Origin of the sequence: Ectothiorhodospira mobilis (assembly GCF_016584115.1) — a bacterium.
Lineage (GTDB): Bacteria > Pseudomonadota > Gammaproteobacteria > Ectothiorhodospirales > Ectothiorhodospiraceae > Ectothiorhodospira > Ectothiorhodospira mobilis.
On record NZ_NRSK01000002.1, the window covers coordinates 69,425 to 89,175 of the forward strand.

Below are 19,751 nucleotides of genomic sequence, written 5' to 3' on the forward strand. Positions count from 1 at the left end.
GCACGGATGACCCTGCGCGTGCAGACCGGGGGGCTTTTTTCAGTCCAGCTGATCCAGGATGGCCCGCTTCACCGCATCCAGATCGGCCTCCACGGTGAGCGGCGGCCGGCTGCCCTGACGGATGGCCGTTTCCGGGTCCTTCAGGCCCTGGCCCGTGAGGGTGCAGACGATACTGGATCCCTCGGGGATACGGCCGTTTTTCACATCCCGCAGGGCGCCGGCCAGGGAGGCGGCGGAGGCGGGCTCGCAGAAGACCCCCTCGCGCTCGGCCAGGAGCTTCTGCGCCGCCAGGATCTCCTCATCGCTGCATTCGTCGAACCAGCCCCCCGACTCCTCCTTCACCTTCCAGGCATAGTCCCAGGACTGGGGATGGCCGATGCGGATGGCCGTGGCCACCGTTTCCGGATGGTCCACCATATGACCGCGCATGAAGGGGGCACTGCCGCTGGCCTGGTAACCCAGCATCTTCGGGCGGTTGCCCACCACCGCGCCGCCGGCGTACATGCAATGGCCCTTACAGAAGCTGCAGGCCTCGGTGACATGGTCCCCGGAGGCGGAGGAGTACTCGCAGTAGCCGATCCAGTGGGCGGTGATGTTGCCGGCATTGCCCACGGGCAGGCAGTGGTAGTCGGGGGCCCGCCCCAGCTCCTCCACGATCTCGAAGGCCGCCGTCTTCTGGCCCTGCAGGCGGTAGGGGTTCACGGAGTTGACGATGGTCACCGGCGCCGCCTGGGCCATCTCCTTCACCAGGCGCATGCCGTCGTCGAAGTTGCCCTTGATCTGCAGCACCGTGGCCCCGTGCATCATGGCCTGGGCCAGCTTGCCCTGGGCGATCTTGCCATCGGGGATGAGCACGAAGGCGCGGATGCCGGCGCGGGCGGCATAGGCCGCGGCGGAGGCGGAGGTGTTGCCGGTGGAGGCGCAGATGATGGCCCGCGCCCCCTCCTCCACCGCCCGGGTGACGGCCATGGTCATGCCCCGGTCCTTAAAGGAGCCGGTGGGGTTCAGGCCCTCGAACTTGACGTAGATGTCCACGTCCCGGCCCAGGGTGCGGGGGATGTTGTTGAGGCGGATCAGGGGGGTGTTGCCCTCCCCCAGGGCGATGACGCGGGCGTCGTCGTGCACCGGCAGGCGGTCGCGGTAGCGTTCGATGATGCCGGTGTAGCGGGAACGGAATGGCATGGTTCGGATCTCGGTCAGGCTGCGTTGGGACGTTGCGGCGGAATCAGCGCAGGGCTTCCATGCGGATGCGCTGCACCGGGGCGATGACGCTGGACAGGGCCTCGATGCGGCCGATGGCCTGATCCAGATTGCCCTCGCGCACGCGGTGGGTGAGCAGGATCACATCGGCCTCGTGGGTGTCCTCGTCGGGCTCTTTTTGCAGGATGGCCTCGATGCTGATGTCCAGCTCCGCCAGGATGCGGGTCACGTCGGCCATCACCCCGGGCTGGTCCACCACCCGCAGGCGAAGATAGAAGGCCGTCTCCACCTCGTCCATGGCCAGGATGCGGGTGTCGGCCAGGGCATCCGGCTGGAAGGCCAGGTGGGGCACCCGGTTCTCCGGGTCGATGGTCAGGGCCCGCACCACGTCCACCAGGTCCGCCACCACCGCCGAGGCGGTGGGCTCGGCACCGGCGCCGGCGCCGTAGTAGAGGGTCGGCCCCACGGCGTCACCCCAGACCAGCACGGCATTGAGCACCCCGTCCACATTGGCGATGAGGCGCCGCTCGGGGATGAGGGTGGGATGCACCCGCAACTCGATCCCCCGCGGGGTGCGCCGGGCGATGCCCAGGTGCTTGATACGGTAGCCCAGTTCACTGGCGTAGGCCACGTCCTCCCGGGAAACGCCGGTGATGCCTTCCATGTACACCCGGTCGAACTGCAGGGGTACGCCGAAGGCGATGGAGGCGAGGATGGTGAGCTTGTGGGCGGCGTCCACCCCCTCCACGTCGAAGGTGGGATCGGCCTCGGCATAGCCCAGATGCTGCGCCTCGGCCAGGACATCATCGAAGTCGCGGCCCTTGTCCCGCATCTCCGTGAGGATAAAGTTGGCGGTGCCGTTGATGATCCCCGCCAGCCATTCGATGCGGTTGCCCGCCAGCCCCTCGCGGATGGCCTTGATGATGGGGATCCCCCCGGCCACGGCGGCCTCGAAGGCCACCATCACGCCCTTTTCCTGGGCCCGCTGGAAGATCTCGTTGCCGTGGTGGGCGATCAGGGCCTTGTTGGCGGTGACCACGTGCTTGCCCTGGTCGATGGCCCGCAGCACCAGTTCCCGGGCCGGGGAGAGACCGCCGATGAGTTCGACGATCACCTCCACCTCGGGATCGTCCACCACCTGAAAGGCATCTTCGGTGAGGCGCATCCCGGTGGTGTCCAGATCCCCCAGGCTGTCCAGATTGCGCGCCGCGGCGGCGATGATCTCGATGCCCCTGCCGGCGCGGCGGGTGATCTCGTCCCGGTTGCGCGTGAGTACACGCACCGTGCCGCCACCCACGGTGCCCAGACCCAGGAGGCCAATCTTGACGGGTTTCAACAGCGAACTCCTTGTGGATTGGAAACGCAGAAAGGCCGGGATTATAACGGAATCCGCCGGCGCCCATCAGGAGCGCCGTCAATCGTCCTGCGCATCCGGTCTACCGGGGCAATCCCCGTTCTTGCTGCATTCCTCCGGAAAACGGTCCCGGATGGCCAGGATCTCCGGTACCAGGCTGAAAAACAGTTCCGTCAGCCGCGGATCGAAGTGGCTTCCGGCCCCGTCCCGGATCAGATCCAGGGCGTCCTCCACCGGCCAGGCGGGTTTGTAGGGCCGTTGGGAAGTCAGGGCGTCGAAGACATCGGCCAGGGCGCAGATGCGCCCCACCATGGGGATGTCCTCCCCGGCCAGGCCGTTGGGATAGCCGCTGCCGTCCCAGCGCTCGTGATGGGTCAGGGCGATCTCCCGGGCCATGTGCAAAAGGTCGGAATCGTCGCCGCTGAGGATATCCACGCCGATGGTGGTGTGGGTCTTCATGGTCTCCCACTCCTCGGCGGTGAGCCGGCCCGGCTTGAGCAGGATGCAGTCGGGGATGCCGATCTTGCCCACATCGTGCATGGGGCTGGCGTGCAGCAGGCGCTCGCAGGTGCCCCGGCTCCAGCCCAGGTGGCGGGCCAGCAGCACGGCGATGTGGCTCATGCGCAGGATATGACAACCGGTCTCGTTGTCCCGGTATTCCGCCGCCCGGCCCAGACGCTGCACCACCTGCAGACGGGTGCGGCGGATCTCCTCGGTGCGCTCGTGCACCAGCTGCTCCAGCATGTCCTTTTGTCCGTGGGTCATGCGGTGGGCCAGTTGCACATCCAGCATATTGCGCACCCGGGCCAGCACCTCGGCCCGGTCGAAGGGCTTGCCGATGAAGTCCCGGGCGCCGCCGTTGAGGGCCCGCAGCATGTAGTCCCGGCTGTGCTGGGCGGTGAGCACCAGGATGGGGGGTACCAGGGGATCGTCCAGGGCCGCGAACTGCTCCATCACCTCGAAGCCGCTCATGTGGGGCATCTTGATGTCCAGCAGGATCAGGTCCGTGGGGGCCTTGCGGTAGGCGGCCATCACCTCCCGCGGATCCTGGATCAGGACCAGGTTGTGATACCCCTCGGTGCGCAGCAGGCGATCCATGAGGATCAGGTTGGCGCGTTCGTCGTCCACCACCAGGATGCGGGCGGACTTGCCCTCGGGGTCATAGGGGGGGGCGGGGGTGTCGTCGCGTGGTTTCAATGCGTCTTCTTGCATCTCGGATGGCTCCGTTTCGCCGCCTCACGCCGGTCTTGGGGTGCGCTGCAAGAGATCCTCCAGGGTCTCCAGCAGGGTGGTCAGATGCAGCGGCTTGGTCAGGTAGGCATCGAACCCGGCACGCATCCCGCGGTCCCGGTCCTCCTCCCCGGCATGGGCCGTGAGGGCCACCACGGGGATGTCCCCGGTACGGGGGTCGCGCCGCAGTTCAGACAGCACCTGATAGCCGTCCATGCCCGGCAGGCGGATATCCAGGAGGATGACCTGGGGACGATGCTGCCGTGCCAGTTCCAGTCCTGCCCTGGCCTCCCGGGCGCTGAACACCTGCATGGACTGGCCCGAAAGCAGGCGTTCCAGGAGCCTGAGATTGGAGGGGTTGTCCTCGATCTGAAGGACGCGGGAGACCTTCGCGCCCCCCCCGGGGGCGGAGGAGGACTCATGGGCCGAGTCCTCTTCCGGAGGGGAATGACCGGGATCCGCCATGGGGATCTCCACCCAGAACAGGCTGCCCTCGCCCACGCGGCTGGAGACCCCCATGCGCCCGCCCATGGCCTCCGCCAGACGCCGGCTGATGGCCAGTCCGATGCCGGTCCCCTCCTCTTCCTTCCCCTCCCCGTCGCTGGCGGCGGTGATGCGGGTAAAGGGCTGGAAGAGTTCCTCCAGACGATCCTCCGGGATCCCCGGCCCGGTATCGGCCACACCGATACGCACCCCGCCGGGGAGACGGTCGGAGAGCCCCAGGTCCAGATACACCCGGCCCCCGCTGCGGTTGTACTTGATGGCGTTGGAGAGCAGGTTGATGAGGATCTGCTTGAGGCGGATGCGGTCCGCCTGGACGGCCACATCCCCCAGGCTGCCGGTCTCCAGTGCCAGGCCCTTGCGGCTGGCCAGGGGCTCCACCATGGCGATGCATTCACTCACCAGCTCGCGCAGATCCACCGGCGCCAGGGAGAGCTCCATGCGGCCCGACTCCACCCGGGCCAGGTCCAGGACCTCGTTGATGAGATCCAGCAGGTGCTTGCCGCCGCGCAGGATCTCCTGGACGCTCTCCCGTTGCGCCTCGTTCAGGTCCGATTCCAGCTCCAGCAGTTGCGCAAAGCCCAGCACCGCGTTCATCGGGGTGCGCAGTTCATGGCTCATGCGGGAGAGGAACTCGGACTTGGCCTGATTGGCCCGTTCCGCCTCCTGTTTCGCCTCCCGCAGGGCCCGCTGGGTCTCGAAATGCTCGGTGACGTCCTGCTGGATGCCCACATAGTGGGTGATGGTGCCGGCATCGTTGCGCACCGGGGCGATGCTGAATTCGTTCCAGAACATACCCCCGTCCTTGCGGTAGTTGCGCAGCAGCACCCGGGTGGGCCGTTCCTCGGCCAGGGCGCGACGGATCGCGTGCACCCCCTCCTGGTCGTTGTCCTCCCGCTGCAGGAAGCGGCAGTTATGGCCGAGGACCTCCTGGGGGGCATAGCCTGTCATCTCGCAGAAGGCGGGATTGACGTACACCAGGGGCATGTCGGGACGGGTGGCATCGGCGATGGAGATGCCGTCGACGATGGCCTCCATGGCCCGGGTCTGCCAGCGCAGGCGCTCCTCCAGCCCCTGGCGCAGGGCCACGCCCAGGGACCGCCCGCCCTCGGCACAGCGCCGGGCCCGGCGCAGGGCCAGGCGCACCTGTCGCAGCAGCTGCATCGGCGTCACCGGAGGCGGGAGCATCTCATCGGGCCCGTCGAGGGTCCCGGCGGCCCGCTCCAGTTGCACGGCATTGGCACCGGCCAGCAGGTACTGGCGGTGGGCCTGATGCTCATCCGACTGCCAGAGTCGGATCAGATCCACCGGGTCCACATCCAGGTGGGTGCCGTCCAGTACCACCACCTCGGCGGGGAAGTTCTGCATCTGTTCCGCGGCGTTGCCCGGGGTATCCGCCATCTGCACCGCCAACCCCGTCCCGGTCAGGGCCTTCCGCCAGGGGGCAAGGGCATCGGCATCCTGGCCCAGCAGGAGGACATGCCCCGTGCGCGGCAGGGCCTGGTGGAGGACAGCCCGCAGGTTGCGCAGCAGATGGCCGGCGCGCACCGGCAGACCGAGACAGCGGCTCACCCCCAGTTGCATGAGCTCCAGGCGCTGATCCAGGGCGCGGCGGCGCGACAGCACCAGCAGCGGCAGGGAGGTGGGGCGGCTTTGCATCACCGCCTCCAGGAAGGTCCGCTCTGCCGGGGCATCCGGCAGGGCCGAGGTGTCCACCACCAGGGCCTGGAGGCGATCCAGGTCCGAGGCATTCCAATGGCCGGGATCCCCTTCGTTCAGGCAGTGGAGCTGGCATCCCACGGCCGCGAGCAGGTGCTGCACGGCTTCGGGATTCCCGGGCGGGAGGCGCTCGGTGAGGGACGGGGAGCGTCCGCCATCCTCCGGGCAGGGCGGGGTCTGCCCCGCGCCCGCCGCACAGAACCCCACGCGATAGCCGGAGAGGACTTTCCCCGTCCAGTTGTTCGGGTCTTCTACGTGCATCGATAGACCACCTCGACCCGGGAACCCCCGGCATCGAACGCCACCGACTCACACAGGCTGCGCACCAGGGCGATGCCCCGTCCCCAGGGCCGTGCAGGATCCTGGGTCACGGGCTGCCAGTTTTCGGCATCGAACCCGTCCCCGGTGTCGCTGATGCGGATGCGGATCGCCCCGGCACCGTCCCCGGGTTCGTACGCGATGCGGATCTCCACCCGGCCCCGGGGTCCCGCCTCCAGGCGTTCCGCGCGGCGCTGGTAGTAGGTGGCGAACCCCTCCGGATGGGCCTTCATGGGGGAGTGCAACCTCAGGATACCGTGCTCCAGGGCATTGGAGTAGAGCTCGTTGACGATGGTCTCCAGGGCCCCGGCGCAATCCTCCAGCCCCTCCAGAAGGCCCAGCCCCCGCAGCACGGAGCCCACCGAGGGCAGATCCCCCAGGCGTTCGTCCTCCAGCACCAGGCTCCAGGTCCATCCCCCGCGGGGGGTGTGCGTCCCCTCCTGCGGGTCGGTGGGACGGGGCTGGAACAGGGCCCCGTCCAGGGGGACCTCCACCACAGCCACGTCATCCTCCGGTTCGGCCCCGTCGCAGTGCCGGTCCAGGGCCTCGCACAGGGTGGGCAGCACGGCCCGGTTCCAGTCCCACCCCGTAAGCACCCCGTTAAAGCCGGCGTCCTGGAACTGCACCCCCTCGTCATTGCGCGCCTCCAGCAGGCCGTCGCTCATGAGCAGAAGGTGATCCCCCTCGTGGATGGGGATACGCCGCGGGCATTCCCGCGCGGGCAGGGCCGGCAGGATCCCCAGCGGCAGGGCATGGGAGGAGAGTTCCCGCAGCCCCTCCCGGGTACGCAGCCAGGCGCTGGGCATGCCGCCGTTCCACCAGCGCAGTTCCCCGCCTCCGCCCGGCAGGGTGATGAGGCAGGCGGCCATGAAACGGTCCGCCGGCAGCATCTCATGGAGCTTGCGGTTGAGCTCCTCCAGCACCTGTTCGTCATCCAGCCCCTTGCGGGTCATGGTGCGGAAGGCATCGGAGACCGGCAGGGCGCCGATGGCCGCGGCGAGGCCGTGGCCGGTGAAGTCCCCCAGGAGGATGCGCAGGCCGCCGTCCGGCAGGTGCTGGGTCAGCAACAGGTCGCCGTTGAAGGTGGCGGCGGAGCGCTGCACGATCTGCAGCCGTTCCGTGGCCACGTTGCGCTGGTTCACCGCGCGGCTGAAGATGCGCTCGGCCAGGGTCTGCTCCTGGCGATCCTTCTCCAGGAGCTGGGCCAGGGCCCGGTTCTTGGCGGCGATGGTGCGCTGCAGGTCCCGCACCCGTTCCATGGCCACGATGCGGGCCTTGAGGATGCTGAAGTTGAAGGGTTTGGTGAGGAAGTCATCGCCCCCGGATTCGGTGCAGCGCACCAGGGACTGCTCGTCGTGCAGTGCCGTGAGGAAGATCACGGGCACGAAGTCCATGCCTGCCAGGGCCTTGATGCGGCGCGTCGCCTCGAAGCCGTCCATCTGCGGCATCATGATGTCCATGAAGACGATGTCCGGCCGGTGCGCCTGGAATTGCGCGATGGCCTGCTCCCCGCCCGAGGCCTCCATGACCTCGTCGAAGCCCTCCTTCTTCAGCATGCGGGCCAGCAGCCGCCGGTTGGTGGGTTCGTCGTCCACCACCAGGGCAATCCCCCTGGAGGTATGGGGGGAAGATACGGCGCTCCCTGCCGCCTCGGTCCGGATCTCGGGGGATGGGGGCGAGAGCGTCATGCGTGGGGCATCACTCCAGGGTGAAGAGGCGGTCGAAATGGGCGATCTGGAGCACCCGCTGCACATCCGCGCTGCAGCCGCGGATGGTCACCCGCGCCGAGTCCCCGCCGGCGTGTTCCCGCAGCAGAAGGAGCATCCCCAGGGCCGAGCTGTCCAGATAGGTGGCCTCGCTCAGGTCCACCACATAGCGCCGGGTGTTGGCGGGGATGTCCCGGTAGGCGTCCCGGAACTGCTTGTGCTGGGCGAAATCAAAGCGCCCGCCGACGGTAATGGTGACCAGGTTGGATTGCTCGTCCACTTGGGTCTGGATGCTCATGATGTGACTCCGTGCTCACTCTTGGGGGATCATCTCAGATTTCGGGGCCGGGCGGCAAAATTTTGCCGCCCCCGGGAAGGGACTCAGCGGGTGGCCTTCAGCAGGGCCTCGGCGATGCGTGGCAGGGGCAGGACCTGGGTGACGGCTCCACGCTTCACCGCCTCCCCGGGCATGCCCCAGACCACGCTGGTGGCCTCGTCCTGGGCCACCGTGAACACGCCCATGGCGTGCAACTCCTCCAGCCCGAGGACGCCGTCGGCCCCCATGCCGGTGAGCAGGGCGGCGCAGGCATTGGTCCCGGCGGCCTGGGCCACGGAGCGGAAGAGCACGTCCACGCTGGGGCGGTGGCGGTTCACCGCCTCCCCGTCGCTGAGCCGGCAGATGTAGCGGGCCCCGTCCCGGGCCACCAGCAGATGACGGTTGCCCGGGGCCACGTAGGCGCAGCCCGCCATGAGCCGCTCACCGTCCTCCGCCTCCTTCACCCGGATACCCGCCAGGCGGTCCATGCGCGCCGCCCAGGCCCCGCTGAAGCCCGGCGGGATATGCTGGGCCACCACCACCGCAGGGCAGTCCGCCGGCAGGGCCACGAGGACATCCTTGACCGCCTCGGTGCCGCCGGTGGAGGCGCCGATGGCGATGAGGCGGTCGGTGGTGCGCAGGCGCACGGCCTGCCGCCGGGGCAGGACCGCGTCCACGGAGTGTTTCGGTGGCGGCTGTCGGCGGGCGTGGATGTTCACCGCGGCCGCCGTGCGGATCTTTTCCACCAGTTCGTCGCGATAGCCCTCCAGCCCACGGGCCATATCCAGGGCGGGCTTGGTGACAAAATCCACGGCCCCCAGTTCCAGGGCCTGGAGGGTCACCTCGGCCCCCCGTGCGGTGAGGGAGGATACCATGACCACCGGCATGGGGCGCAGACGCATGAGGTTGCGCAGGAAGGTGAGCCCATCCATGCGCGGCATCTCCACGTCCAGGGTGAGCATATCCGGATTCAGGGCCTTGATGCGCTCCCGGGCCACGTAGGGATCCTGGGCCGTGCCCACCACCTCGATCCCGGGGGCCGTGCCCAGGATCTCCTTGAGCACCTTGCGCACCAGGGCGGAGTCGTCCACCACCAGGACGCGCACCGGTCTATCCACGTGCCGTCCCCCGGAAATGAAGGATGAATGCCGGGATCAAGGGCCGCATCCTCAAAAGAGCTCGATCTCGCCGCCACCCATGGAGGTCTGCTGCACCGGCTTGTGGGCGGCCTGGCGCAATTCCTCCCTCAGGGACTCCAGCCGGGCCCGGGCCTGTTCCACCTGGTTCCGGGAACGGCCCGGTTCCACCAGGGGCAACTGGCGCAGCTCGGCGACGAAGCGTTCCATGAAGTCGATGCGCATCTGTGCCCGTTCCAGCACCTGACGGGTGATGTCCTCGAACTGCAGCAGGCGCACGGCGGCATTCACGCTGTCCTGCACCTGCTGCGCCTGCTGGCTCATCTCGTCCAGTCCCCGGGAGATGCGCTGATTCAGCTGCTGCACCTGGTTCATCATCTCGTCCATGCTCCCCTTGGCGCTGATGGAGGTATTCATGTCCTGGGAGGCCATGCGGCCCACCACGTCCCGGGTATGGCCGAAGAGCTGGCTGGCCTTCTCCACATGCTCGCGGATCTGCTCGTTGAAACGGTCGGAATCCCGCGAGAGCTTGCGCACCTCCTGGGCCACCACGGCAAAGCCGCGGCCCGCCTCCCCGGCCCGGGCCGCCTCGATGGCGGCGTTCAGGGCCAGCAGATTGGTCTGACCGGCGATGTGCTTGGCGCTGTCCAGGAGCTCGAAGATCTGTCCCATGAGGGTGGCCAGGTCGTCCACCTGGTGGGCCACCTCCACGGAGTGCTTGCCCATGTCGATGAGCATCTGCACGTTCTCTCCCAGGACCTTCTCGTTCTCCTGGATAAAGGCATCCATGTCGATACCCTGGCCTTCGTCATTCTCGTCCCCGGCCATGCCGTGGAAGAGCTGCACCGCCAGATCGCGCTGATTGCGGGAGGAATCGTTCAGGCTATGGAAGCTGCTTTGCAGGTCGTTCGCGGCGTTGTGCACCAGATCCTTGGCCTGCCCCACCAGGTCCCGCAGTTCCGAGGTCTCCGGGGCGATGAGGGCGTCGATCTCCACCACCAGGTCCCAGAGTTCCCGGTCGGAGCCCTCCCGCTGGGCAGCTCCGGCATCCGTGGTGGTGGCCTCAGGGGTCTCCCGGGACAGGGGGCGCAGCCCCAGGGAGACGGGCCAGGCCAGGGCCGCCAGCAGCACGCCGACCCAGCCGGGCAGCAGCCCTACGAGGGTCAGCACCAGCACGACGACACCCGCAGCGGCCGCCGGCCAGTGGTGGCTCAGGATCTCGTTGGTCGTCCCGTGCATGTCCCTCTCCTCGTTGCATCGATCGTGCGGATCCACGGTTCCCCCATCCCCGATCTGCGCTGGTGATGGCCGCGGCCTCTAGCCGAAAAGCTCCACCTCGCCGGATACAGGGGCCTGACGCAGCTTGCGGCTGTAGCTCATCTCCCGGGCGATGATGGTGTCGTTGTGCAGGGTGCGCAGCTTCTTCACCAGCACCCGTCCGGTGGCGGGAAAGAAATAGACCTTGCGGGGGTGGTTCCCCAGCAGGTCCTTGGCCGCCACGGGGATCCCCTCCATGCGCAGATAATCCAGGATGAAGTGGGCATTGCGTTCCCCCACCACGTTGGTCTTGAAGCCCGGCAGTACATTGCCCCCGCCGAAGACCTTGGCCTCCAGATCGGCACGCCGGGCCCCCAGCTTGAGCAACTGGTTGATGAGGATCTCCATGGCGTAGTCCCCATAACGCATGGAGCTGCCCACGCGCCGGTCTTCCTCCCGCTTGTCGTCCGGGAGCATGAAGTGGTTGATCCCGCCGATCCCCCGCACCCGGTCGCGCACACAGGCGCCGATGCAGGATCCCAGCACCGTCACCATGAGCAGGTCCCGGTTGGAAACGTAGTATTCCCCCGGAAGGATCTTGACCGCGTCCATCTCGAAGTGGCGGTCATAGTACAGGTTCGGGGCCAATACCTCCTCGAAGGCCGTCATCCGGGCATCCTCATGACCGCCGCACCGGCACGCATACCGTCTTGCCCCGCAGGCGGAACAGATCGGCGGCGTGGGCCAGGCTCTCCGAGTGCCCCACGAACAAAAGCCCATCGGGCCGCAGCTGGGGATGGAAGCGGGCCAGCAGACGGTATTGCGTTGGTTTGTCGAAGTAGATCAGCACATTGCGGCAGAAGATGGCATCGAAGGGCTCCTTCAGGGGCCATTCCGAGCCCAGCAGATTGAAGGGCTTGAAGGTCACCAGTTCGCGCACCTGGGGCTTGATCCGCACCAGCCCCTTCATCTCCCCCTTGCCGCGCAGGAAGTAGCGCTTCACCTGGGCCTCCGGCATGCGCGCCACGCGGTCGGCGGGGTAGATCCCCTCCTCGGCGTGCCTCACCACCTGGGTGTCCAGGTCGGTGGCCAGGATCCGCACCGGGGGCTGCCGCCCGCCAAAGGCCTCTATGAGGGTCATGGCGATGGAATAGGGCTCCTCCCCCGTGGAACAGCCGGCGGACCAGATGCGCAGCCCCCGGCGCTCGCGCCGATAGGTCTCCAGGGCATGTTCCTGGAGGATCGGGAAGTGGTGCGCCTCGCGAAAGAAGGAGGTCAGGTTGGTGGTCAGGGCGTTGACGAAATGCTGCCACTCCTCCGACTGCACCTCCAGGCGGTCCAGGTATTCCGCGAAGGAATCCAGCCCGGTGATGCGCAGTCTGCGCGCCACCCGGCTGTAGACCATGTCCCGCTTGCCCGTATGCAGGGAGATCCCGGCATGTTCGTAGATCAGGCGGCGGATGCGCTGGAAATCCGCATCCGAGAACGCGAATTCCCGTTCACGCATGGAGGCCGACCCCGCGCTGCAGGCCCAGGCGGGATGCGCCGGGTACCGGATTCCCTTTCAAGCTCCCATGCTCCCCTGAAGGATCAGAACTCTTCCCATTCGTCGTCCGCAGCGGCCGGCGGGGCCTTGCGGGACCCCGCACCGGGTTTGCCTCCGCCCGACGCGCTGCCCGTCTTGCCAGTGCCGCCTTTGGGTGCGGCCTTGCCCGTACCGGATCCTCCCTGCCCGCCCTGGGGACGGGCCTGGGCACCGGAACCCTTTCCTGTGGTTTGACTCCCCTGCCGTGGAGCGGCTCTGGAGGAGCGGGCAGCACCCTGCCCGGCGGAGGTCGAACCCGGAAGGGCCCGGGAGTCTCCCCGCGCCGGGGCCGACAGGCCACCGGAGCGGCGCTGCTCGTCCACACGAAAGACATTGACCGCCCGGGCCAGATCCTGGGACTGCTCCTCCAGGGACTCGGCCGCGGCCGCCGCCTCCTCCACCAGGGAGGCGTTCTGCTGCGTCACCTCGTCCATCTGCGTCACCGCCGAGTTCACCTGCTCAATGCCTGAACTCTGCTCGTCCGAGGCCGCCGCGATCTCGGCAATGAGATCCGACACCCGCTTCACCTGCTCCACGATCTCCTCCATGGTCTCGCCCGCCTCCATGACCTGCCGGCTGCCGGTCTGGATGGTCTCGGCATCCTCGGCGATGAGGGACTTGATCTCCTTGGCCGCCGAGGCGGAGCGCTGCGCCAGGTTGCGCACCTCGCCGGCCACCACGGCAAACCCGCGGCCCTGCTCCCCGGCCCGGGCCGCCTCCACCGCCGCGTTCAGCGCCAGGATGTTGGTCTGGAAGGCGATGCCGTCGATCACCGTGATGATGTCGCCGATCTTCTCGGAGCTCTCGGTGATGGCCTTCATGGATTCCATGGCCTGCCTGGCCTTGTCGCCGCCGCGGGTGGCCACCTCCCGGGCGGTACCGGAGAGCTGGTCGGCCTGGCGGGCATTGTCCGCGGTCTGCTTCACCGTGGAGGTGAGCTCCTCCATGCTGGAGGCCGTCTCCTCCAGGCTGGAGGCCTGCTCCTCCGTGCGCTGGGACAGGTCCGTGTTCCCCGAGGCGATCTCCTTGGCCGCCGTGTTGATGGCGTCCACCGACTCCTTGATCTGGCCGATGAGCTCCTTGAGCCGCTCCGCCGTGTTGTTGGTGTCCCGCTTGAGCTCACCGAAGGTGCCTTCGTAGTCGCCGGTGACCTGGCGCGTGAGGTCCCCCTGGGCGATGGCATTGAGCACGTTGGCCACCTCGCCAAGGCCCGTGGCGGTCTTTTCCATAAGGGTGTTGACGCCGTTGCCCAGGCGCTGGAAGAAACCGTCCAGTTCCTCGGTGGCCACACGCCGGGTGAAGTCCCCCTTCACCGCGCCCTCCACCAGGGCGCTCACCTCGTTCTCCACCTTGAGTTCCTCGGTGCGATCAGCCCATTCGATGACCGTACCCAGACGCTCGCCCTCGTTGTCGGAGATGGGATTGGCGATGAGCTTGAAGGTGCGACCGCCGATGCGGATCTCGGTCTCATAGGTGCTGCGCATGGCCTCCATCATCTGCCGCTGATGGCCGGGGTTGCGATGGAAGATATCCACGTTGGCCCCGCGCACCTGCTCGGGATCGAAGTTGGGCAGGTCCTTGCGGATCTCGCTGGCCCCGCGGCGGAACATGCCGATGACGGCATCATTGGCGTAGATGATCTCCCCTTCCACGTCCGAGACCATGACATTGGAGGAGACGCTGTCCAGGGCGTAGCGGATGCGCAGGTTCTCCGCCGCCGTGCGTTTGGTCTTGCCGATATCCGCCTTGAGCTTGGCCTGCATGTCCGCCAGACCCTGGAGGGCCTGGCCCACCTCGTCGCGCCGGTCCTGCTGGATCTTCTGGTCGTAGTCGCCGTTGCCGATGGCGTGGAAGTGCTCCACCAGGGTGCGCAGGGGCCTGGCCAGGCCCAGGATGGTGAGTACTGCCAGGGCCAGGGAGACCAGGATGGCCAGGGCGGACAACCAGAGGAGCTGGCGGATCTCGGCGGAGGAGGTCACCACCGCCTCATCCGCCTGGGCGGAGGCCCGTTGCATGTTGCCCTGCACCAGACTCATGAAGGTCTCGCCCATGGCATCGGAGATGGGGACCATGCGCTGCATGGTCTCGCGATAGTCCCCCATGAGGCGGTCAAAGCGTGCCGGATCACGGGTGTTGATGAGCAGCGCCAGCAGCCGGTCCAGCTCCACATAGATCTCCCGCCAGTCCTGGTAGCGGGCCTTGAGCTCCGCCATGGTGCGTCGTCCCGTTTCTGTCAGGCGCGGGATCCCCTGCAGTCGTTCCCAGTTCTCGTCGATCACCCGCCAGGACTCGGTCCGTTCCCGGGCGATCTCCCGCAGACCGGTCTTGTCGTCATAGGCCTCCTCCTGGTCCAGCACCTCCACGGTCTGGGCGCGGATGGCCATGCGTTCGGTGTTCAGGGCCCCCAGGGCCTGGATGGAGGGCAGGCGGTTGTCACGCACCTGCTCGGAGTAGTCGGACCACTGGTTAAAGCCCAGGAAGGCCTCGTAGATGGCATAGGCCAGGGACAGCAGCAACACCCCGCTGAGCAGGCCGATCTTGACCCCGGCGGGCAGATTGTTGAACCAGCGCATGAGAGGCATTCCCCTTGTTTGATTGAGCCGCGCGTCTCAGACCGATTGCTGCTGCTGGACCTGGTCCACCAGCCCCATTTCATTGCTGGACATGAGGCGCTCGATATCCACCACGATCACCATGCGTTCATCCAGGGTGGCCAGGCCCTCGATGTAGTCGGTGTCCAGCACGGCCCCGAACTCCGGCGCGGGGCGGATCTGTTCCCGGCGCAGGGCCACCACATCCGACACCCCGTCCACCACCATGCCGATGACCCGGCCGGTGACGTTGAGGATGATCACCACGGTGAACTGGTTGTACTCCACCTCACCCAGGTTGAACTTCAGGCGCATGTCGATGATGGGGACGATGACGCCGCGCATGTTGATCACCCCCTTGATGAAGTCGGGGGCGTTGGCGATCTTGGTGACGGCGTCGTAGCCCCGGATCTCCTGGACATTGAGGATGTCGATGCCATACTCCTCCTCGCCCAGGGTGAAAGTCAGGTATTCCCGGCTGTCGTCGGTGTTGACGGCGGCCCGTTCCTTCAGTTCCTCGGTCATGGGCTATCCCCTCATGCTGTGGTGGATGGACGGGGCCGGACGGTGCGATGGCTCAGCCGGAGCAGCTCATCCACATCCAGGATCAGGGCCACCCGCCCATCCCCGAGGATGGTGGCACCGGACACCCCCTCCACCTTGCGGTAATTGGTCTCCAGGCTCTTGATCACCACCTGCTGCTGGGCCAGGAGTTCGTCCACCACCAGGGCGGCCCGCCCCTGGCCCGTATCCACCAGCACGATGATGCTGTCCTCGATCCGCTGTGCCGGGGATCCCAGGTCGAACACCTCCTGGAGGAGGATCAGGGGCAGGTATTCGTCCCCCACCTGCAGCACCCGTCCCTGGCCGGAGACGGTCTTGAGTTGCTCCGGCCGCGGCTGGATGGACTCCCGGATGGCGGTCAGCGGCAGGATGAAGATCTCCTCCCCCAGGCGCACGGACATACCGTCCAGGATGGCCAGGGTCAGGGGCAGGCGGATGGTGATGCGTGTGCCCTCCCCCGGCGCCGAATCGATATCCACGCGCCCGTTCATCTGCTCGATATTGCGGCGCACCACGTCCATCCCCACGCCCCGTCCGGAGATGTCCGTGACCTGATCGGCCGTGGAGAAGCCGGGGGCGAAGATGAGCTGCCAGATCTCTTTGTCGCTGGGGTTCTCGCTCACCGAAACCCCCCGCTCCGTGGCCTTGGCCAGGAGTTTGTCCCGATTGAGGCCGCCCCCGTCATCGGCCACCTCCACGACGATATTCCCCCCCTGGTGGCTGGCACGCAGGGTGATCTCCCCGGTTTCGGATTTGCCGGCGGCGCGGCGCTTCTCCGGGGCCTCGATGCCGTGGTCGATGCTGTTGCGTACCAGGTGGTTCAGGGGGTCGGCCAGGCGCTCGATCAGCCCCTTGTCCAGTTCGGTATCCTCCCCCACCAGCTTCAGGCGGACCTTCTTCTTCAGGCTGGCCGCCGTGTCCCGCACCACCCTGGGGAAGCGGTTGAAGACGAAGCTGATGGGCATCATGCGGATGGACATGACGGCCTGTTGCAGATCCCGGGAGTTGCGCTCCAGATTGGACAGACCGTTGAAGATGTTCTCATGGGCCACCGGGTCCAGCCGGGAGGCGGATTCCGCCAGCATGGCGTGGGTGATGACCAGTTCCCCCACCAGGTTGATGAGCTGATCCACCTTCTCCACGCTCACGCGGATGGAGGAATCCCCCCCGCCGGGTTTTCGCGGCGGCCGGCCGGAACCCTGACGGCGTTCCTGACCGCCCCCCGGCGGCGGGGCGTTGCCTGCGGCCGCACCCGTATCGGCGTTTTTGCCGGCCTCCGGGGGGGGATGGGGGTGTACGTCCGGGTCCCCGTGGTTCCCTTCCGGCTCCCGGGCGGCCCCGGGATAACCCGGGGAGGGATCGAACAGCCCATAGCCCTGGGCCGTCTCCGCCCGGTCCTGCTCGGCCCGGGCGTGCACCTGTTCCGATCCCGGGGCATCACTGAAGAGACCGTAGCCCTCCCCCTCCTGGACCTCCCCGCTCGGGTCGGGGCTGCCGGGAGCCGCCGCGAAGAAACCGTATCCCGCCTCCTGTGCAGCCGCATCCCGGGCCATCGCAGATTCCGCCACGTCGGCGCCGGCTGCGCCCGGGGCGTCTTCGAAAAGACCGTAACCGGGATCCGGCCCGGTGTCCGCCGGGGTCCCGGGCGCGGCATCGAACAGGCCATAGCCGGGGTCCGCGGCCACGGATGCCCCGGACGCCGGCAGGGGCTCCAGCCGAATGTGGTGCGTGTCGCAGACGAAATCGAAGACCTCGAGGATGCGCTCCGCCGGCACCTGGGTGTCCGTCACCAGTTCCCAGCGGTACGGCCGTCCGGTGGCCTCGTCCACCCGTTGCAGCCGTCCCAGCTCCGCAACCCCGTCGGCCAGAGCGTTCAGGGTGTCGGCCTCGGCGATGCCCGCCGCCACGGGATCGAACTGGATGCGCCAGCCCGTGCCTTCCACGGATGGCTCAGGGTGGTCCGAGTCCGGGGCAGCGGCGTGCATATCCGCAGCCGGTGGGGGCTCCCCCGCCGTCAGCGCCTCCAGGCGCTGGCAGACCTGCTCGATGCGCTCGTCCTGGTACTCCCCACCCGCCCGGTGGGCCTCCAGTTGGGCCCGCAGCACGTCCCCGGCCTCCAGGAAGGCGTCCACCATCTCCACGGCAGGTTTCAGTTCCTGCTTGCGCAGGCGGTCCAGCAGGGTCTCCAGGACGTGGGTGACCCGGGCCATGTCGGTGAAACCGAAGGTACCCGCCCCGCCCTTGATGGAATGGGCGGCCCGGAAGATGGCATTGAGCTTCTCCAGGTCGGGCTGATCCACGTCCAGTTCCAGGAGCAGGCTCTCCATCTCCGATAGGTGTTCGTCGGTCTCGTCGAAGAACACCTGGTAGAACTGGCTCATGTCGATGGTCATACCTGACTCCCCTGCGCTCGGGTAGGTGCCCTCAGCCGATCACCTTGCGCACCACCTCCAGCAACTTCTGCGGGTCGAAGGGCTTCACCAGCCACCCCGTGGCCCCGGCGGAACGCCCCTGCGACTTCATGGCCTCACTGGACTCGGTGGTGAGCATCAGGATCGGTACACTCCGGTATTGCGGCAGGTTGCGCAATTCCTTGATGAGGGTGAGCCCGTCCTTGCGGGGCATGTTCTGGTCCGTAAAGATCAGATTGAAGCTCCCGGACCGGGCCTTTTCCAGGCCGTCCTGCCCGTCCACCGCCTCGGTCACGCTGTAGCCCGCCCCCTTGAGGGTGAACGACACCATCTGGCGGATGGACGCCGAATCATCCACCGTAAGAATCGACTTGGCCATGCAGATGCTCCTTGATTCCGAAAGATAGGCCCCCGAAGGAGAAGGGGATCAACCCGATCGTGTCCGGCGCATGCTATCGCAGCGCCGCAAGGCTTGAACAGATTCAGTGAAGGGTATCGCACATCCGGGGAAAAGCTTGAGGCCACTGACCCGGATCGGCACGGGCTGCGCCGCCGGGAAAGGCCCGGCGGCGCAGCATTGCAGGGAAACGGAAGATTCAGGCGATGCGTTCGGAACGGGCGTCTTCCCGGAGCATGGCCTTGATCCCCCGCAGGGCCTGACGGGTGCGGTGCTCGTTCTCGATGAGACCAAAGCGCACATGTCCGTCGCCATGGCTGCCGAAACCGATCCCCGGGGAGGCGGCCACCTTGGCGTCCCGCAGCAGTTTCTTGCAAAAGTCCAAAGACCCCATGTGGCGATACTGCTCGGGGATGGGGGCCCAGACGAACATGGTGGCCTTGGGCTTCTCCACGGGCCAGCCCAGGGCGTTGAGCCCGTCGCAGAGCACGTCCCGGCGGCTGCGGTAGAGCTGGCGGATCTCCTCGACGCAGTCCTGAGGGCCCTCCAGGGCGGCGATGGCGGCCACCTGGATGGGGGTGAAGGTGCCGTAATCCAGATAGGACTTGATGCGGCCCAGGGCGGAGACCAGGGTGGGGTTTCCGCACATAAAGCCCACGCGCCAGCCGGGCATGTTGTAGCTCTTGGAGAGGGTGTAGAACTCCACCGCCACGTCCTTGGCCCCGGGTACCTGCAGGATGGAGGGGGCCTTGTAGCCGTCAAAGACGATCTCCGCATAGGCCAGATCGTGCACCACCCAGATCTTGTGCTCCCGGGCGATGGCCACCACCTTCTCAAAGAAGTCCAGCTCCACGCACTGGGTGGTGGGGTTGGCCGGGAAGTTGAGGATGAGCATCTTCGGACGCGGCCAGGACTCCTCGATGGCCCGCTGCAGTTCGGCGAAGAAGTCCACATCCGGCGTCAGGGGTACATGGCGGATATCGGCGCCGGCGATGACGCAACCGTAGGGATGGATGGGATAAGCCGGATTGGGGACCAGCACGGCATCCCCGGGCCCCAGGGTGGCCAGGGCCAGGTGGGCCAGGCCCTCCTTGGAGCCGATGGTGACGATGGCCTCCGACTCGGGGTCCAGATCCACGTCGTAGCGGTCCTTGTACCAGCGGCATACGGCGCGACGCAGCCGCGGGATGCCGCGGGACATGGAATAGCGGTGGGTGTCGTTGCGACGCGCCACTTCCACCAGCTTCTCCACGATATGGGAAGGCGTGGGCTGGTCGGGGTTGCCCATCCCGAAATCGATGACGTCCTCCCCCCGGGCCCGGGCCTTGGCCTTCAGGTCGTTGACGATATTGAAGACATAGGGGGGCAGACGCTTGATTCTGGGAAATTCGTCGATCACGGGGCGTTTCCGGGACAGGTTCGGGATGGATGGGGTGAAATTGAAAACACTACTGAGGGTGCGGGGA

General features: G+C 67.2%; 15 protein-coding genes. All 15 read right to left on the minus strand.

All coding sequences use genetic code 11. The features are described 5' to 3' along the window. Positions 1 to 39: 39 nt before the first annotated feature. The 15 genes from thrC to alaC all read right to left on the minus strand — a co-directional run bounded on the left by thrC (position 40) and on the right by alaC (position 19,684). The gene (gene thrC, locus CKO33_RS01435) at positions 40 to 1,182 is read right to left on the minus strand and encodes a threonine synthase (RefSeq protein ID WP_200178529.1); all 1,143 of its coding nucleotides are present in this window, start codon (positions 1,180 to 1,182) and stop codon (positions 40 to 42) included. Between the two features lie 43 nt (positions 1,183 to 1,225). Continuing rightward, positions 1,226 to 2,536 carry a homoserine dehydrogenase gene (locus tag CKO33_RS01440; RefSeq protein ID WP_200178531.1) on the minus strand — a complete coding sequence of 437 codons (1,311 nt, stop codon included), beginning with the start codon at positions 2,534 to 2,536 and terminating at the stop codon, positions 1,226 to 1,228. Between the two features lie 78 nt (positions 2,537 to 2,614). Then, positions 2,615 to 3,751, minus strand: coding sequence for an HD domain-containing phosphohydrolase (locus CKO33_RS01445; protein ID WP_242472410.1), 1,137 nt, complete (start codon positions 3,749 to 3,751; stop codon positions 2,615 to 2,617). A gap of 39 nt (positions 3,752 to 3,790) precedes the next feature. After that, positions 3,791 to 6,265, minus strand: coding sequence for a response regulator (locus CKO33_RS13795; RefSeq protein WP_200178535.1), 2,475 nt, complete (start codon positions 6,263 to 6,265; stop codon positions 3,791 to 3,793). Then, complete coding sequence (locus CKO33_RS01455) at positions 6,256 to 8,010, minus strand: ATP-binding SpoIIE family protein phosphatase (RefSeq protein ID WP_200178536.1); 1,755 nt, start codon at positions 8,008 to 8,010, stop codon at positions 6,256 to 6,258. Before CKO33_RS01455 ends, CKO33_RS13795 begins: the two co-directional genes overlap by 10 nt. Before the next feature lie 10 nt (positions 8,011 to 8,020). Next, a complete protein-coding gene (locus CKO33_RS01460) occupies positions 8,021 to 8,326 on the minus strand; it encodes an STAS domain-containing protein (protein WP_200178538.1) in 306 nt (101 codons plus the stop codon). 83 nt (positions 8,327 to 8,409) lie between these two features. After that, positions 8,410 to 9,462: a chemotaxis-specific protein-glutamate methyltransferase CheB gene (locus tag CKO33_RS01465; protein WP_200178540.1), complete on the minus strand. Its 1,053-nt coding sequence runs from the start codon at positions 9,460 to 9,462 to the stop codon at positions 8,410 to 8,412. A 51-nt stretch (positions 9,463 to 9,513) separates the two neighbouring features. Next, the gene (locus CKO33_RS13910; protein WP_338081717.1) at positions 9,514 to 10,719 is read right to left on the minus strand and encodes a methyl-accepting chemotaxis protein; all 1,206 of its coding nucleotides are present in this window, start codon (positions 10,717 to 10,719) and stop codon (positions 9,514 to 9,516) included. Positions 10,720 to 10,797: 78 nt separating this feature from the next. After that, the gene (gene cheD, locus CKO33_RS01475; RefSeq protein ID WP_200178542.1) at positions 10,798 to 11,406 is read right to left on the minus strand and encodes a chemoreceptor glutamine deamidase CheD; all 609 of its coding nucleotides are present in this window, start codon (positions 11,404 to 11,406) and stop codon (positions 10,798 to 10,800) included. 10 nt (positions 11,407 to 11,416) lie between these two features. Further along, on the minus strand, positions 11,417 to 12,244 hold the full coding sequence (locus CKO33_RS01480; protein WP_200178544.1) for a CheR family methyltransferase: 828 nt from the start codon (positions 12,242 to 12,244) through the stop codon (positions 11,417 to 11,419). A gap of 83 nt (positions 12,245 to 12,327) precedes the next feature. After that, on the minus strand, positions 12,328 to 14,895 hold the full coding sequence (locus tag CKO33_RS13800; protein WP_274600711.1) for a methyl-accepting chemotaxis protein: 2,568 nt from the start codon (positions 14,893 to 14,895) through the stop codon (positions 12,328 to 12,330). A 36-nt stretch (positions 14,896 to 14,931) separates the two neighbouring features. After that, positions 14,932 to 15,438, minus strand: coding sequence for a chemotaxis protein CheW (locus CKO33_RS01490; protein ID WP_200178546.1), 507 nt, complete (start codon positions 15,436 to 15,438; stop codon positions 14,932 to 14,934). A gap of 11 nt (positions 15,439 to 15,449) precedes the next feature. Beyond that, positions 15,450 to 17,870, minus strand: a complete 2,421-nt coding sequence (locus CKO33_RS01495) for a chemotaxis protein CheW (protein ID WP_200178548.1) — start codon at positions 17,868 to 17,870, stop codon at positions 15,450 to 15,452. 31 nt (positions 17,871 to 17,901) lie between these two features. Further along, positions 17,902 to 18,267, minus strand: a complete 366-nt coding sequence (locus tag CKO33_RS01500) for a response regulator (RefSeq protein WP_200178550.1) — start codon at positions 18,265 to 18,267, stop codon at positions 17,902 to 17,904. 217 nt (positions 18,268 to 18,484) lie between these two features. Continuing rightward, positions 18,485 to 19,684, minus strand: a complete 1,200-nt coding sequence (gene alaC / locus CKO33_RS01505) for an alanine transaminase (RefSeq protein WP_200178556.1) — start codon at positions 19,682 to 19,684, stop codon at positions 18,485 to 18,487. Between the last annotated feature and the right edge of the window lie 67 nt (positions 19,685 to 19,751).